The organism is Acidovorax sp. ACV02, assembly GCF_014851475.1.
Classification (GTDB): Bacteria; Pseudomonadota; Gammaproteobacteria; order Burkholderiales; family Burkholderiaceae_C; genus Acidovorax; species Acidovorax delafieldii.
Map to the genome: position 1 here is coordinate 606,368 of NZ_JACUZU010000003.1, position 16,855 is coordinate 623,222.

At 63.6% G+C, this 16,855-nt stretch carries 13 protein-coding genes; 8 read left to right on the top strand and 5 right to left on the bottom strand.

What is annotated here, in order from left to right; translation table 11 throughout:
• Positions 1–4 precede the first annotated feature (4 nt).
• Positions 5–1,384 carry a signal recognition particle protein gene (ffh, locus tag IB236_RS10110; protein WP_192420449.1) on the bottom strand — a complete coding sequence of 460 codons (1,380 nt, stop codon included), beginning with the start codon at positions 1,382–1,384 and terminating at the stop codon, positions 5–7.
• A 98-nt stretch (positions 1,385–1,482) separates the two neighbouring features.
• Between ffh and IB236_RS10115 the strand changes: the two genes are divergently transcribed.
• The 8 genes from IB236_RS10115 to IB236_RS10150 all read left to right on the top strand — a co-directional run bounded on the left by IB236_RS10115 (position 1,483) and on the right by IB236_RS10150 (position 11,718).
• Positions 1,483–2,280 (top strand): inner membrane protein YpjD, encoded by a 798-nt coding sequence (locus tag IB236_RS10115; protein WP_121942063.1) that lies wholly within the window; start codon positions 1,483–1,485, stop codon positions 2,278–2,280.
• Positions 2,277–2,504 carry a PP0621 family protein gene (locus IB236_RS10120; RefSeq protein WP_192420451.1) on the top strand — a complete coding sequence of 76 codons (228 nt, stop codon included), beginning with the start codon at positions 2,277–2,279 and terminating at the stop codon, positions 2,502–2,504. The genes IB236_RS10115 and IB236_RS10120 overlap by 4 nt, the downstream gene beginning before the upstream one ends.
• A 22-nt stretch (positions 2,505–2,526) precedes the next feature.
• Complete coding sequence (locus IB236_RS10125) at positions 2,527–4,230, top strand: nitrogen regulation protein NR(II) (RefSeq protein ID WP_116747909.1); 1,704 nt, start codon at positions 2,527–2,529, stop codon at positions 4,228–4,230.
• Positions 4,231–4,241: 11 nt separating this feature from the next.
• Entirely contained in the window at positions 4,242–5,807 is a 1,566-nt protein-coding gene (locus tag IB236_RS10130) for a sigma-54 dependent transcriptional regulator (RefSeq protein ID WP_192420453.1), read from the top strand.
• Positions 5,791–6,420 (top strand): 1,6-anhydro-N-acetylmuramyl-L-alanine amidase AmpD, encoded by a 630-nt coding sequence (gene ampD, locus IB236_RS10135; RefSeq protein ID WP_192420455.1) that lies wholly within the window; start codon positions 5,791–5,793, stop codon positions 6,418–6,420. Before IB236_RS10130 ends, ampD begins: the two co-directional genes overlap by 17 nt.
• A gap of 377 nt (positions 6,421–6,797) precedes the next feature.
• Positions 6,798–9,737 carry a ribonucleoside-diphosphate reductase subunit alpha gene (locus IB236_RS10140; protein ID WP_192420457.1) on the top strand — a complete coding sequence of 980 codons (2,940 nt, stop codon included), beginning with the start codon at positions 6,798–6,800 and terminating at the stop codon, positions 9,735–9,737.
• A gap of 135 nt (positions 9,738–9,872) precedes the next feature.
• Complete coding sequence (locus IB236_RS10145) at positions 9,873–11,069, top strand: ribonucleotide-diphosphate reductase subunit beta (RefSeq protein ID WP_056066330.1); 1,197 nt, start codon at positions 9,873–9,875, stop codon at positions 11,067–11,069.
• Positions 11,070–11,253: 184 nt separating this feature from the next.
• The gene (locus tag IB236_RS10150) at positions 11,254–11,718 is read left to right on the top strand and encodes a histone (RefSeq protein ID WP_369817000.1); all 465 of its coding nucleotides are present in this window, start codon (positions 11,254–11,256) and stop codon (positions 11,716–11,718) included.
• A 149-nt stretch (positions 11,719–11,867) separates the two neighbouring features.
• Here the strand turns inward: IB236_RS10150 and IB236_RS10155 are convergent, their stop codons facing one another.
• From IB236_RS10155 to accC, 4 genes are all read right to left on the bottom strand, one after another.
• Complete coding sequence (locus IB236_RS10155; protein WP_121942058.1) at positions 11,868–12,767, bottom strand: carbohydrate kinase family protein; 900 nt, start codon at positions 12,765–12,767, stop codon at positions 11,868–11,870.
• A 35-nt stretch (positions 12,768–12,802) separates the two neighbouring features.
• The gene (locus IB236_RS10160) at positions 12,803–14,467 is read right to left on the bottom strand and encodes a DUF3426 domain-containing protein (RefSeq protein ID WP_192420459.1); all 1,665 of its coding nucleotides are present in this window, start codon (positions 14,465–14,467) and stop codon (positions 12,803–12,805) included.
• Positions 14,468–14,522: 55 nt separating this feature from the next.
• Positions 14,523–15,425, bottom strand: coding sequence for a 50S ribosomal protein L11 methyltransferase (gene prmA, locus IB236_RS10165; RefSeq protein ID WP_056066342.1), 903 nt, complete (start codon positions 15,423–15,425; stop codon positions 14,523–14,525).
• Positions 15,426–15,502: 77 nt separating this feature from the next.
• On the bottom strand, positions 15,503–16,852 hold the full coding sequence (gene accC / locus IB236_RS10170) for an acetyl-CoA carboxylase biotin carboxylase subunit (RefSeq protein ID WP_056066345.1): 1,350 nt from the start codon (positions 16,850–16,852) through the stop codon (positions 15,503–15,505).
• Positions 16,853–16,855: the final 3 nt, after the last annotated feature.

Sequence of the window (16,855 nt, forward strand, 5' to 3'; positions counted from 1 at the left end):
CCCTTCAGAAAGGTATCTTGGGCATGCCTCCACCGCCCATGCCCTTCATGCCGCCCATCTTCTTCATCATCTTCATCAGGCCGCCGCCCTTCATCTTTTTCATCATGCCCTGCATCTGCTCGAACTCCTTGAGCAGGCGGTTGACTTCCTGCACATGCACACCCGCCCCGTTGGCGATGCGCTTCTTGCGCGTGGCCTTGATGAGTTCGGGCTTGCGGCGCTCCAGGGGCGTCATGCTCTGAATGATGCCTTCCTTGCGCTTGATGTCTTTTTCGGCCTTGTCCATGTCCAGCGAACCCGCCTTGGCGGTGAGCTGGGAGGGCAGCTTGTCCATCAGGCTCGACAGCCCGCCCATCTGCTTCATCTGCTGGATCTGCGAGAGAAAGTCGTTCAGGTCGAAGCCGTCACCGCTCTTGACCTTGGCCGCCAGCTTTTGTGCGGCCTCCATGTCCACCCCGGCGGTGACCTGCTCCACCAGCGCCACGATGTCGCCCATGCCCAGGATACGGCCTGCGTGGCGCTCGGCGTCGAACACTTCCAGGCCGTCGATCTTCTCCGAGACACCCGCAAACTTGATGGGCGCCCCCGTGATCTGGCGCACGGACAGTGCCGCACCACCGCGCGAGTCGCCGTCCAGCTTGGTGAGCACGATGCCGGTGAGGGGCAACGCCTCCTTGAAGGCCTTGGCCGTGTTGATGGCGTCCTGGCCCTGCATGGCATCGACCACGAACAAGGTTTCGACCGGGTTCAGTGCGGCGTGCAGGTCCTTGATTTCCTTCATCAAGGCTTCGTCGATGGCCAGGCGACCGGCCGTGTCGACCAGCAGCACGTCAAAGTAGTGCTTCTTGGCGTAGTCCAGCGCGGCGTGGGCAATGTCGAGCGGCTTCTGGTCGGGCGTGCTGGGAAACCATTCGGCGCCGGCCTGCTTGGTCACGGTTTTGAGCTGCTCGATGGCGGCCGGGCGGTACACGTCGCCCGACACGGTCAGCACCTTCTTCTTGCGCTTTTCAATCAGGTGCTTGGCCAGCTTGGCCGTGGTGGTGGTCTTGCCCGCACCTTGCAGGCCTGCCATCAGGATGACGGCGGGCGGCTGGGCGGCCAGGTTGATGTCGGCCACGCCCTCGCCCATGGTGGCGGCCAGTTCGCGGTTGACGATGCTCACCAGCGTCTGCCCGGGCTTGAGCGAACCCAGCACCTCCTGGCCCAGGGCCTTTTCCTTGACGCGGGCGATGAAGTCACGCACCACGGGCAGGGCCACGTCGGCTTCGAGCAGCGCCATGCGCACTTCGCGCAGCATGTCCGTGACATTGGACTCGGTGATGCGGGCCTGGCCACGCATCTCCTTGACGAGGCGCGTGAGTTTGTCGGTGAGGGCGGAGGCCATAGGGGTGTTTCCGGTATTGGCTGCGCGCCGTCAACAACGGCGTTGTGCGCGCGGCCCCGCCAGGGCGCTGGCGGTGGGCGAAAGGCTAAACTGTGCCCATGATTTTAACGAGTAGCTCTCCGGTCAGTTGGCTGCTGGCCCTGGCCGCTGCCGTGGCTTATGCCGTGCCTGCCGCCGCAGCCTCCCGCCTGGGGGCGGCAGCGGCGCGCAATGCACTGCTGGTGGCGTGGTTGCTGCATGGCGCCGTGCTGGTGTGGGGCCTGTGGGGCGAAGCGCCCCGATTCGGTTTTGCGCCCGCGCTGTCGATGACTGCATGGCTGGTGCTCACGGTGTATGCCGTGGAGCGGCAGTTGTTTCCGCAAATGCAGTCGCGCTGGGTGCTGGCAGGCCTGGGCGCGGCAGCCATTGTGCTGGCCATGTTGTTCCCGGGGCAGCCCCTGCACGTGGCTGCATCGGCCTGGCTGCCCTTGCACCTGGCGTTGGGCATTGCGTGTTATGGGCTGTTTGCAGCCGCCGTCGTGCACGCCTGGCTCATGACACGCGCCGAACGCCACATCCGGCAGGCCGAAGACCCGCACAGCGGTATCCCGCTGCTCACCCTGGAGCGGCTGACCTTCCGGTTCGTGACGGCAGGGTTTGTCCTGCTCACCGCCACCTTGATGGCCGGGTGGCTGTTTGGCGAGACGCTGTATGGCCGGGCCTGGCGGTGGGACCACAAGGCCGTGTTCTCGATGCTCTCGTGGCTGACCTTCGCCACCCTGCTGCTGGGCCGCGCGCGGTTTGGCTGGCGGGGCCGCAATGCGGTGCGTGTGTTGTATGCGGGCTCGGCCCTGCTGCTGCTGGCCTATGTGGGCTCGCGTTTTGTATTGGAAGTTGTTCTGGGCCGCAGTACATGAAATACCTGGTCTTGTTGGTCGTCATCGCGGTCGCAGTGGGTATCTGGCGCAGTCGCCGCGCTCCTGATGCCGCTGCGCCCAAGGTGCGCCCCGCCCCGCCGGCCCTGCCACAGGACATGCTGGCCTGCGCGCACTGCGGCGTGCACGTCCCGCAGGCCGAAGCCCTGATGCTGGGCAGCCAGGCCTATTGCAGCGCCGAGCACCGGCGCCTGGGCCCGGCCTGAGCGGCGCTGCACCGTTGTGACCATGCAAGCCGTGTCCGCAGGTTCCCTGCCGCCTTCGGCAGACGCGCCCTTCGCGCGGCTGTGGCTGGGTTTCCTCACCGGCCGCGTCATGGTGGCCCTGGCGCTCTTGGTGCTGCAAGGCGCAGGGCAGCTCATCAATCAAGCGGTGGGGCCCACCCTGCTGGCGGTCTGCGTGGCCTACCTGGTGGCTACGGTGGTCGTGCGTGTGCTCTCGCGCCGGGGCCCACCCTCGCCGAGCGCAGGGGCGCAGTGGCTACCCTCCATCGGGGTGGACCTGGCCGCGATCACCGCGCTGCAGCTCTTGCATGCGGGCACCATGAACTACACGCCGCTGTTCGGCCTGCCCATCTTGATCGCTGCGGTGATGGGCACGCTGACGCTGGCCCTGGGCACCACTGCCGCGGTCACCCTGCTGCTGCTGGGCTGGGCCTGGTGGGTGGGACAGTACAGCACGGGAGACGAAGGGCAGCGCTACCTGCAAAGCGCACTGACCGGCACGGGCTACTTCATCGTGAGCTACCTGGTGCACCAGCTGGCGACCCGTCTGGCGCGCGAACAGGAAGTGGCACAACAAAGCCAGGTGGCAGCGCGCGTTCAGACCCAGGTCAGTGCATTGGTCATCCAGAATCTGACCGATGGTGTGCTGGTGGTGGACGAGAGCGATGTGGTGCGCATTGCCAACCCGGCAGGGCTGCAGCTGCTGGGCGGCATGGCGCTGACCGAGTTGCCGTTTGCCCTCACATCCACGGCTCCGTGGCACCCCTTGGTGATCCTGGCGCGACGCACCTTCCGGCACGAACAACCGCAGACGGCCGACGTCGATCTCCTGCACGAAGGCCAGAGCCCTACCGGTCTGCATGTGCGCACCTGGCTCACATCCACTCGCAACGCGGCCTTGCAGACGCGCTCCGAGCGGCTGTGCGTGATGTTCCTGCACGACCTGCGGGAAATGGAAGCGCGGCTGCGCACCGAAAAACTCGCGGCCATGGGCCGCATGTCCGCCGCAGTGGCCCACGAGATCCGCAACCCGCTGGCGGCCATCGTGCAAGCCAATGCCCTGCTGGAAGAAGACCTGCACGACCCCGCACAAAAACGGCTGGCGCACATGGTGCAGCAAAACGCCGACCGCCTGGCCCGCATCGCCGAAGAGGTGCTGGACATTGCCCGCGTACAGCACCAGATCAGCCATGCCCCTGCCTCGACCGTAGCGCTGGACGAGACGGTCGCCCAGATCTGGAACGACTGGCAGGCCCAGGACCCCGCCCGGCGGCGCGCCCTGGTGTCGCTGGACACGGGCGCCACTCAGGTGGAGTTTGACGCCGAGCACCTGCGTCGGGTGCTCGTCAACCTGCTGGACAACGCCCTGCGCTACATGGGCCCGGAGCCCGACTCGTTGTCAGTGACCACGCGCAACACGCCCGCTGGCCAGGTCAGCCTGCAGGTGTGGAGCGACGGTGCCCCGATGGACAAATCCGTGGAGCGGCATTTGTTCGAGCCCTTCTTCTCGTCGGAGAGCCGCTCCAGCGGCTTGGGTCTCTATATTTGCCGGGAGCTGTGCCAGCGCCATGGCGCCTCCATCAGCTACCAGCGCCTGAACCGCCACACCGCACGCGGTGACATCGGAGGCAACGCCTTTACTGTGGGCTTCCGCCGCACGACCCGCCCCGCCGACAATGCCACCTTGTTTGACACCATCGTGGTCTGACTGCCGCCTCCATGAACGCCCCTGCCGCCTCCATCCTTGTCGTTGACGACGAACCCGATCTGCGCACCCTGTACGAGCTCACCCTGCTGCGCGAGGGGTACCGGGTCGAGACCGCGTCGAGCGTCCAGGAGGCGCGTGATCAACTCAAGGCCCACCGCTTTGACGCCGTGATTACCGATATGCGGCTGCCCGACGGGTTTGGCATGGAGCTGCTGCAGGATCTGCGCGACCAGCAACGGCGCGAACGCTGCGTGGTCATGACCGCCTACGGCTCGGCAGAGAACGCGGTCGAGGCGCTGCGCGCAGGGGCCTTCGACTACCTCACCAAGCCCGTGGACCTCAAGCAGTTCCGCTCGGTGGTGGCCTCAGCCATCCAGGGCACGGGTGGGGTTCCACCTCCGCGTGCGTCACGCAGCAACGGCTCCAGCCGGTCTACCAATGCAGCGGCGGCGACCGGCGAATTCGGCAATGCCAACGCCGCCCTGGACCGCCTCGTGGGCGAGTCCGACGCCATCCGCAACGTCAAGCAGCGCGTGGCCAAGGTATCGCGTGGCATGGCGCCGGTACTGATCCATGGCGAGTCGGGCACGGGCAAGGAGCTGGTGGCCCAAGCCCTGCATGCCAGCAGCCAGCGTGCTGACGGGCCCCTGGTCGCCGTGAACTGCGGGGCCATCCCCGAGAACCTGCTGGAAGCTGAATTTTTTGGTGCCCGCAAGGGCTCCTACACCGGCGCGTCGCAAGACCGCGACGGCTACTTCCAGGCTGCACGCGGGGGCACATTGTTCCTCGACGAAATCGGCGACCTGCCGCTGGCCATGCAGTCCAAGCTGCTGCGCGCCATCCAGGAGCGCAGCGTGCGGCCACTGGGCTCCACCCAGGAAGAGACGGTGGATGTGCGCATTGTGAGCGCCACCCACCGCGATCTGGCGGCCGATGTGCAGGCCGGCCGGTTCCGCCAGGACCTGTACTACCGGCTCAATGTGATCGAGATCGTCATCCCGCCGCTGCGCGAGCGCCGCGAGGACCTGCCCGCACTGTGCGCAGCGCTGCTCACCCGCATTGCCAACGAGTCGGGCATGCCGGTGCCCCAACTCACCGACCGGGCACTGAACGCCATTGCCGCCCACCCGCTGACCGGAAATGTCCGCGAGCTGGAAAACCTGCTGCACCGTGCAGTGGCGTTGAGCGATGGGGACGAGCTGCAGGTGGACGCGCCAAGCGGCGCGTCAGATGTGCAGATGGCACGCCCGGCACCGCCCACGCTTGTGCCAGCGCCCGAGGGATCGGCGGTGTCCGCCGCCTTCTCTGCCGGACCCCACGCTTCGACGTCTGCAGACACAGGCCTGGGCCCTCAGCCCCTGGCCAACGGCTGCACGGTGCCACTGCCCAGCGACCTGCAGGCCTGGTTGGACCAGCAGGAGCGGGAGATCCTGATCCGCGCGCTGAAAGAAGCCGGGTTCAACCGTACCGCCACAGCCGCACGCCTGGGCATCAGCCTGCGCCAGATTCGCTACCGCATCGCCCGTCTGAACATCGCCGTGCCCAATGACCAGGACCCGCATGACGAACTGGGCTGACGGTGCACCAGCGGCAGACATGGCGCCCTGGGAGGGCGGCTGGTACAGGACCGCTCAGCGGCTCGCATCTCCGAACCACGGGCCGCGCCCGGTACAGACCTCACAAGTCGATCTGATCGTGGTGCATTCCATCAGCCTGCCGCCGGGCGAATACGGCGGCGGTGCCGTGCAACAGCTGTTCACCAACACGCTGGACTGGGATGCGCACCCCTACTACCAGGGCATCCGCGGATTGCAGGTGTCCGCGCATTTTTTCATCGAGCGCACCGGGGTGCTGTGGCAGTTTGTGGATTGTGACCTGCGCGCCTGGCATGCCGGGCAATCGTTCTACCGGGGGAGGAGCCAGTGCAACGACGATTCCATCGGCATTGAACTGGAAGGCCTGGAGGGCCTGCACTTCGAGTCGGCACAGTACGAAACCCTGGCCAGGGTCTGCCAGGACATTGCGCTGCGCTATCCCATCGAGTACATCGCAGGGCATGAACACATTGCCCCGGGACGTAAGTTGGACCCAGGCCCGGGCTTTGACTGGCCACGACTGCAAGGGGCGTTGGACTGGCCTGCGCAGCGATTCCCGCTGAACACGCGGGCGGACCCCTTGCAGCTTCGCTGACGCCGCACTTTCACTGTCGCACGGGCGCATCAAGACATTTTTTTCTTTGTGCGCTCGCACATATTTTTGCAGCCAAGCGCTGCGCGGCCTGGCGCAGGAAATCCGCCTCCAAGGTACGCCACTGCACGGTTTTGCGCCGTTCACATCGCATTCACAAGGGCTCGCCGCAGGCACCGGTTGCGTACGCAACGGGGTTGGGAACATGCTGTTTCGGTTTTGGGGACTCATTCCGGCGGTACACTACCGGTAGTGTCTTGAACCGCCTCGACACACCATATATAGTGTGCACCAGACTGAAGTCCGGTGCAGCACCCACACACTGCGGCGGCACTCCAGGCCGCACGCCCACTCCAGACAGCCCACAGAAGAGGACCCCCATGCAAGCTGCTTTGAACACGCCTTCCCCATCGCCCACCGCCTCTGCGGATGCCGCCACGCACGCTGCGGCGGTCGCAGCTTCCGGGCACCCGCTCACGCATTACCAGATCATTCGCCGCAACGGCGCGGTGGTGCCGTTCGAGCCCCAAAAAATTGCGGTGGCGATGATGAAGGCGTTTCTGGCAGTGCACGGCACGCAGGGCGCTGCCTCTGCCAGCGTGCGTGAGGTAGTGGACACGCTCACCCAGAACGTGGTCCGCGCCCTCATGCGCTCGCGTCCTGGCGGCGGCACCTTCCACATTGAAGATGTGCAGGACCAGGTCGAGCTGGGCCTGATGCGCGGCGAGCACCATGAAGTCGCCCGTGCCTACGTGCTGTACCGAGAGCGCCGCACGCAGGAGCGCGCTCACCACCTGGAACAGCTAGCACCCGCCACCCCGGTGCTGCACGTGATCGACAACGGCCAACGCGTGCAGTTGGACATCCTGCGCCTGCACGCCTTGATCGAGTCGGCCTGCGCCAACCTGGGCGCTGACATCCAGGCAGCCCCCATCGTCGCAGAGACCATGCGCAACCTGTATGACGGCGTTCCCATGGACGAGGTCTACAAGGCGTCCATTCTGGCGGCCCGCACCCTGATCGAAAAAGATCCTGACTACACCTACGCCACGGCCCGCCTGCTACTGCACACCATCGTGCGCGAGGTGCTGGGGCGTGACGTAGCCCAGAGCAACATGGGCCAGGCCTACAAGGACTATTTCCCCACCTTCATTCAGAAGGGGGTGGACAACGAGCTGCTGGACGAGCGCCTGCTCAAGCAATACGACCTGAACCGCCTGGGCGCCGCGCTCAAGGCCGAGCGCGACCTGCAGTTCGACTACCTGGGCCTGCAGACGCTGTACGACCGCTACTTCCTGCACGTCAAGAAGACCCGCATCGAGCTGCCCCAAGCCTTCTTCATGCGCGTGGCCATGGGCCTGGCGCTCAACGAAACCGACCGCGAAGCCCGGGCCATCGAGTTCTATGAAGTGCTCTCGTCGTTCGATTTCATGTCGTCCACACCCACGCTGTTCAACAGCGGCACGCTGCGCTCGCAGCTGTCGAGCTGCTACCTGACCACGGTGCCCGACGACCTCGATGGCATTTACGAGTCGATCAAGGAAAACGCCTTGTTGTCCAAGTTTGCTGGTGGCCTGGGCAACGACTGGACCCGCGTGCGTGCCCTGGGCTCGCACATCAAGGGCACCAACGGCGAATCGCAGGGCGTGGTGCCCTTCCTCAAGGTGGTCAACGACACGGCCGTGGCCGTGAACCAGGGCGGCAAGCGCAAGGGCGCCGTCTGCACCTACCTGGAAACCTGGCACCTGGACATCGAAGAGTTCCTGGAACTGCGCAAGAACACCGGCGACGATCGCCGCCGCACGCACGACATGAACACGGCCAACTGGATTCCTGACCTGTTCATGCGCCGCGTGATGGAAAAGGGCACCTGGACGCTGTTCTCCCCTTCTAACGTGCCCGACCTGCACGATCTGTTTGGCGCCGACTTTGAAAAGGCCTATGTGGCCTACGAAGAAAAGGCTGCACGCGGCGAGATCAAGCCCGCCAAGACCATCCAGGCCACGGACCTCTGGCGCAAGATTCTCACCATGCTGTTCGAGACCGGCCATCCCTGGATCACGTTCAAGGATGCCTGCAATGTGCGCTCGCCCCAACAGCACGCCGGTGTGGTGCATTCCTCTAATCTGTGCACCGAGATCACGCTCAACACCAGCGACACCGAAACTGCCGTGTGCAACCTCGGCTCGGTGAACCTGCTGCAGCACATCAAGAACGGCCAGATCGACCACGACAAGCTCAAGAAGACCATCACCGTGGCCATGCGCATGCTGGACAACGTGATCGACATCAACTACTACGCAGTCAACAAGGCCCGCGACTCCAACCTGCGCCACCGCCCCGTGGGTCTGGGCGTGATGGCTTTCCAGGACAGCCTGTATGCGCTGCGCATTCCTTACGCCTCGCAAGAGGCGGTGGAATTTGCCGACAAGTCGATGGAAGCCATCTGCTACTACGCCTATTGGGCGTCCACCGAGCTGGCCAAAGAGCGCGGCAAGTACTCGAGCTATAAGGGCTCGCTGTGGGATCGCGGCATCCTGCCTTTCGACACGCTGGACATGCTCTCGCAGGCCCGTGGCGGGTATGTGGAAGTGGACCGCTCGTCCACGCTGGACTGGGATGCCCTGCGCAAGAAGATTGCACTGGACGGCATGCGCAACTCCAACTGCGTCGCCATTGCCCCCACGGCCACCATCTCGAACATCATTGGCGTCGATGCCTCGATCGAGCCTTCGTTCGGCAACCTATCGGTCAAGTCCAACCTGTCGGGCGAGTTCACGGTCATCAACGGCGGCCTGGTGCGTGACCTCAAGCGCCTGGGCCTGTGGGATGACGTGATGATCATGGACCTCAAGCACTTCAAGGGTTCGCTGCACCCCATCGACCGCGTGCCCCAGGACATCAAGGCGCTCTACTCCACAGCCTTCGAAGTCGAACCCCAGTGGCTGGTGGAAGCCGCATCACGCCGCCAGAAGTGGATCGATCAGGCGCAAAGCCTCAACATCTACATGGCCGGCGCGTCGGGCAAGAAGCTCGACGACACCTACAAACTGGCGTGGGTGCGCGGCCTCAAGACCACCTACTACCTGCGCACCCAAAGCGCTACGCACGTCGAAATGAGCACCGTGAACACACGCCAGCTCAATGCAGTGTCATCGGGCAATGACAGCGGCGCATCGGCAGCTTCAGCCACCGCAGCGGCCAAGCAAAACCCGCTAGAAGCCGCTGCCGCGACGGCCTCTCAGCAGGCTGCAGCTGTGCCAGCCACGGACGTCAAGTTCTGCGCCATCGACGATCCTGGCTGCGAGGCCTGCCAGTAAGCACATTGCCAGCAACGCATCGGGCTCGCCCGAGGCGTTGCTCCGGTGCTGTGAAGCAACAAAACCTTGCTGCACAACGCTTCAGTGCTTTCCTTTTCGCAGCACTGCTTTCATAATCCGAACACTGGAAAATCTATGTTGACCTGGGACGAAGAAGTCAAGCCCTCATCGCAAAATCAACTGGACGGCGGTCTGCCCAACAACCGCCAGGTGGGACAACCGCCTCTCGCTTTCCAGACGCCTTCGCTGCAGCCTTTGAGCACCTCGGCCCCAGCAGCAAGCGCCACCACCACACCCGTCGCCGCAGCAGCACACCGCCGTGTGAACGCTGCCGACAAGCGCATCATCAACGGCCAGACCGACGTCAACCAGCTGGTGCCTTTCAAGTACAAGTGGGCGTGGGAAAAATACCTCGCCACCTGCGCCAATCACTGGATGCCCCAAGAGGTGAACATGACGCGCGACATCGCGTTGTGGAAGGACCCCAACGGCCTGACCGAAGACGAGCGCCGCATCATCAAGCGCAACCTGGGCTTCTTCGTCACCGCCGATTCGCTGGCCGCCAACAACATCGTGCTGGGCACGTACCGCCACATCACGGCCCCTGAGTGCCGCCAGTTCCTGCTGCGCCAGGCGTTCGAAGAAGCGATCCACACCCACGCGTATCAGTACATCGTCGAATCGCTGGGTCTGGATGAAAGCGAAATCTTCAACGCCTACAACGAAGTCCAGTCGATCCGCGACAAGGACGAATTCCTGATCCCCTTCATCGAAGCGATCATGGATCCGTCTTTCAAAACCGGCACGCCCGAGACCGACCAGACCCTGCTCAAGTCGCTGATCGTTTTCGCGTGCCTGATGGAAGGCCTGTTCTTTTACGTGGGTTTCACGCAGATCCTGGCATTGGGTCGCCAGAACAAGATGACCGGCGCTGCTGAGCAGTACCAATACATCCTGCGCGATGAGTCGATGCACTGCAATTTCGGCATCGACTTGATCAATCAGCTCAAGCTCGAAAACCCCCACCTGTGGACCGCAGAGTTCAAGGCCGAGATCAAGGCACTGTTCCTCAAGGCCGTCGAGTTGGAGTACCGCTACGCCGAAGACACCATGCCCCGTGGCGTGCTGGGCATGAATGCTTCCATGTTCAAGGGCTACCTGCGCTACATCGCCAACCGCCGTGCCACGCAGATCGGGTTGGAGACGCTGTTCCCCAATGAAGAGAACCCGTTCCCGTGGATGAGCGAGATGATCGATCTCAAGAAGGAGCGCAACTTCTTCGAGACCCGGGTTATTGAATACCAGTCCGGTGGTGCGCTGTCCTGGGACTAGCGCCTTTTTTGCAGGCCACACCACCATGGATTTTTACACCACGCCCAGCAACGACAGCGCCGCAGAGCGCTGCCCTGCGGGGCGTTCCCGTGTTCATGGAGATGGAGTTTTCATCCATCTCCATGGATCGCTCTCTGTCCACTGCAGACAGGAAGTGCTCTTTGCAAATTGACCCAAGGAGAACATGATGGCAACTGCGAAAAAACCGGCCGCTAAGAAGGCTGCTCCCGCGAAAAAGGCTGCAACGGCCAAACCCGTAGCCGCCAAGAAGGCTGCACCTGCCAAGAAGGCAGCAGCACCGGCAAAGAAAGCCGCTCCTGCCAAGAAGGCCGTAGCTGCGAAGAAGGCTGCACCCGCCAAGAAGGCAGCAGCACCGGCAAAGAAAGCCGCTCCTGCCAAGAAGGCCGTAGCTGCGAAGAAGGCTGCACCCGCCAAGAAGGCAGCAGCACCGGCAAAGAAAGCCGCTCCCGCCAAGAAGGCCGCAGTAGCCAAGAAGGCCGCAGCACCTGCCAAGGCAGCCCCCGCAAAGAAAGCTGCCCCGGCCAAGAAGGCCCCCAAGGCGCCTGCCCCTGCGGCCGCTGCCCCTGCAGCACAAACCACGCTGAACCCTCAGGCAGCCTGGCCTTTCCCTACGGGCAACAAGCCCTGATCCTGGCGCGCCACGCGCTCAACCCGGTGCAAACGCACCGGGTTTTTTTCGTCTGTATGCAAGTCTGGGCACTCCCAAGAGCTACCTGGCAAGCAAGCTGCGTTGTACAGCACTGGGCAGCACAACGCAGACGACACTGGCTCGGAGGATTAACCCAACGGATCGAAATCCAGCGTGTAGTTCTGTGGGCCACGTTGCGCGATCTTGAGAGCGCCAACCCGGTTGCCCAGCTCCGCACAACGCACGAGGGACCAGCCCTTTTCCAGACCAAACAGCAGCGCGCCGCGCCAGGCATCGCCGCAACCCGTGGGGTCCACCACCGCTGCAGGCGCCACAGAGGGCACATGGGTTTTTTCACCATCCACCCAGACCTCGCAGCCCTCTGCGCCCAGCGTCACCACCAGCCCCTGCACCTTGCGGGAGATATCGGCCAAAGACCAGCCGGTGCGGTCGCAGAGCATTTTCCCTTCATAGTCATTGACGGTGACCCAGGTGGCCTGGTCGATGAACTGCGCCAGCTCCTGCCCATTGAACATGGGCAAGCCCTGACCTGGATCGAACACAAACGGGATACCCGCCGCCACGAACTGGGCCGCATGCTCCAGCATCGCGTCACGCCCGTCCGGCGCGATGATCCCCACGCTGACACTTTTGTCTGCACCAATTCGATTGGCATGGGCCTGCATCATGGCGCCAGGATGGAAAGCCGTGATCTGGTTGTTGTCACGGTCCGTCATGATCATCGCCTGCGCGGTGTAGGTGTCCTGCACCTGCCCGACGTGTCGGGCGCTGATACCCAGCGACTGCAGTCGCTGCAGATAGTCAGCACCGTCACTGCCCAACATGGCCATGGGCAGCGGCTCGCCACCGAGCAGCTTGAGGCTGTAAGCAATGTTGCCAGCACACCCCCCGAAGTCGCGGCGCAACGACGGGACAAGGAAGGACACATTCAGGATATGGAGCTGATCCGGCAGGATCTGCTCCGCAAAACGCCCCTCGAAAGTCATGATGGTGTCGAACGCCAGGGAACCACAAATGAGGGCAGCCATAGATAGTGAAACTCAGTAAGTTGTTGGGAGAAAAATCAGGGATAGAACGCAAGCAGCCGGTAGCCCGCCACGCGCGCACCGCCGGTGGTCACGAGCACCGACACCGAGGTGCCCCACTCACCTTTCGCGGGCAGCTCCGCTGGAGCCGCCATGTCGGTAGGCAGCAGAACCCGCCGCAATACGGCCTGATCCTGCGCATCTGTAAGGGTCAGCTCCACCGCAGGCATGGCCAGTGGAATGGTGGCGGTGCTCTTCATCGTCAGCGCTAGCTGGTAACTGTCACCCCGGGCTTTGTTGAAAGAAGAACTGTCGATGACCACATCGGCAATCTGGCGCACAGGGGCAAGTTCGCAGCGCAAAGGCTCGCACAGTTTCACCAACCAGGGCCGGGTACGCACATCCAGGGCTGCAATGCGGTCACGCTCCTGCACCGCAATCTGCAAAGCCAGCCCCAGCAAGGAGACGATGAACCCCAGCCACAAAACCATCCGCACGACCGGCTTGCGCCAAAACGCCTTGCGGCGCGCAGCCACCACAAAACTGACCTCGGGGTCTGACGCCTGGTTGTTGGCCTCATCGTCGTCGTCAACAGCGGGTCTGGGGCGCGCCTGCAGGATGGCGGCATGCGAATCGTCCTTCACCAACTCCATCGCCGGAGCCTCTGGCGCAACCTCCTTCGACACAAAGTCCACAGAAGGCAACGCGGGCGCAGGCGGGGTGGGCACAGCAACGGGCGACGCAAGCACAGATTTCTGAGCATCGCCTGAAAGTCCAGCACCGATATCGGATGACGGAGCGAGAGCAATAGGCGCTACCGGAGACTGTGCAAACTCTGCTGAGTGACTCGCGCGCTGCTCTGTGGCATCCACATCCATGGTTGCGTTCAGCGCTACCTCGGAATCGCGAAGTTCGGCAAACGGCAGTTCATAGCCTGCCAGGCTGGGGGACGCAGGAACCGGTGGCACAGCTCCACCAAACAAACTGCCGCGTCCATCAGCGACATCCTGCGCCACGTCGGATGGCATCGTGACGGCGGAATGCTCTTGCCTGGCCACATGAACGGCAGGGGAGTGATCATCCAAGCGGAGCGCCGTGTCCGGTATCACCACCGGCTCTGGAGCATCAGCAGGCGCTGTGACGGATGGCGATGCCCCAGCCTCCGCCGCTGTCGCAGTCCGCGATGCACTGTGGGCTTTCCATGCAAACGGCGCGGCGACCGCCTCGCCTAAGACATCCGACGAGACTTCCGTGCGAGCCGCGGCAGTAAGAAAAGCAGGTACCGCAGGACTGGGAATATCGAGCACCGGAGCAGCAGGTAAATCACTGTCCATGCCATACGGAAATGCGTCCATGGCGGCGGTTGCGGCAACCTCGGTGGCGGAGGTTGAAGCACTGCGGATGGCGGGAGTGCCTGACTTGTCCACATCCTGCGGGGCAGGCGGGGTACCGGTGGGCGACTTGCCTCCACCCCAGGCTCCCAGTGCATCCGGCTTGCGCGCTATGGGCGCAGTGGGCGCGCGCAGGTCCGTGAGCGATACATCGGGCAGTAGCGCAGCCGGTGCCACAGGCAGCAAATGGGCCGAGGCATCGAATACCTCCTTGCATTGGCCGCAGCGCACCCATCCTTCAGAGATGCGCAATTGGTCCGCCACAACCTTGAAGGTGGTGGCGCAGGACGGGCAGCGGGTGATCTGGCTCATCAGCGATGGATTGTAGAGGCCGTGCCACGGCTGCCAGAACGGCGCTCGCGCACCTTCAGCGGCGCGCAGTCATCAAGATCCAACCGTCCTCGGCATCCGCCACTTCCAGCGGCAGCCAGGGCGCGTAGGCCTCCTTGAGCTCATCCGCCTGGCGCTCCAGAATGCCTGCCAAAACCAGATTCCCACCCACAGCCACATAACTGCACAGCAGTGGGGCCAATACACGCAACGGAGTGGCCAGGATATTGGCTAGCACGGTCTGGTATTCGCCTTGCGCCTTGTCGGGCAGGCCCGCTTTCAGCGTGACCTGATTGGCCTGGGCGTTTTGCACCGTGGACTCCACGGCAGCCGGGTCGATATCCACCGCATCGATGTCCGTGGCACCGAACTTGGCAGCACCGATGGCGAGGATGCCGGAGCCACACCCGTAGTCCAGCACGCGCCCCAGCAGGTTGCCCTGCTCAGGTTGCGTTGCGCCATGGCGCGCAATCCAGCGCAGGCACATGCGCGTGGTGGGATGGGTGCCCGTGCCAAACGCCAAGCCAGGGTCCAGCCGGATGCTCCGCACTGCCTGGGCGGGCAACTCATGCCAGGTAGGCACGATCCAGAAATCCGGGGTGATGTCCACCGGCGCAAATTGCGACTGCGTCAGCCGCACCCAGTCCTGCTCGGGCACCTGGGTGACACCCAGCACCTGGCAGCCCACAAAAAAGTCCTGCACCACCAGCAACTGCTGCGCTTCACGGGCTGCCACCTCGGAGGGGAACAAGGCCACCACGCGGCTGCGTTGCCAGCCATCCTTGGGCGGAGGCATGCCAGGCTCGCCAAACAGCGCCTGTTCAGCGTCGGTCTGGGCATCGGCGTCTTCTACCGACACGGACAGCGCATCCAGCGCGTCCAGCGCATCGCTGACCGCTTCAATCCGGTCCTCGGGGCACATCAGACTCAGCTCAAACATAGGCATCTCTCAGAAAAAGTGAAATGCTGGCACCCGTTGCCAGGAGCCAGCATGTGAATGACCTGCTGCGTGCCAGCTCAGCGTTTGTGCTGCGACAGCCACTCTTCCAGGTAATGGATGTTGGTGCCGCCCGCCATGAACTTGGCGTCCACCATCAGCTCGCGGTGCAGCGGCACATTGGTGTTGATGCCTTCGATCACCGTCTCGGACAGGGCCGTGCGCATGCGGGCCAGCGCCTGCTCGCGCGTGTCGCCGTGCACGATGATCTTGCCGATCATCGAGTCGTAGTTGGGTGGCACGAAGTAGTTGGTGTAAGCATGCGAGTCCACGCGCACGCCGGGGCCACCTGGTGGATGCCAGGTGGTAATGCGCCCGGGCGAAGGGATGAACTTGTACGGGTCTTCCGCGTTCACCCGGCACTCGATGGCGTGGCCACGGATTTCGATCTGGCGCTGGGTGAAAGGCAGCTTTTCGCCCGCCGCCACCATGATCTGCGTTTTCACGATATCCACGCCCGTGATCCACTCGGTCACGGGGTGTTCCACCTGCACACGGGTGTTCATCTCGATGAAGTAGAACTCGCCGTTCTCGTACAGGAACTCAAACGTGCCCGCGCCCCGGTAGCCGATCTTCTTGCAGGCAGCGACGCAACGCTCACCGATTTTCTCTATCAGCTTGCGAGGAATGCCTGGAGCTGGCGCCTCTTCGATCACCTTCTGGTGGCGGCGCTGCATGGAGCAGTCGCGCTCGCCCAAATACACCGCATTGCGGTGCTTGTCGGCCAGGATCTGGATTTCGATGTGGCGTGGGTTCTGGAGGAACTTCTCCATGTACACCGCAGGATTGCCAAACGCGGCACCCGCCTCGGCCTTGGTCATCTGCACGGCATTGACCAGTGCGGCCTCGGTGTGGACCACGCGCATGCCACGGCCACCGCCGCCGCCTGCGGCCTTGATGATCACCGGGTAGCCCACTGCCTTGGCGATGCGGCGGATCTGCACCGGATCGTCGGGCAACTCGCCCTCAGAACCCGGCACGCAGGGCACGCCTGCGCGGATCATGGCCTGCTTGGCGGACACCTTGTCGCCCATGATGCGGATCGACTCTGGCGTGGGGCCGATGAACTGAAAGCCACTCTTTTCCACGCGCTCGGCAAAGTCGGCGTTCTCGGACAGGAAGCCATAGCCGGGGTGAATGGCCTCGGCGTCGGTCACCTCGGCCGCCGAGATGATGGCGGGCATGTTGAGGTAGGACAGCGGCGAAGGCGCTGGGCCGATGCAAACGGCCTCTTCGGCCAGCTTGACATACTTGGCGTCGCGGTCGGCCTCGGAATAGACCATGACGGCCTTCACGCCCAGTTCATGGCAAGCGCGCTGGATACGGAGAGCAATCTCTCCGCGATTCGCAACAAGAATCTTCTTGAACATGAG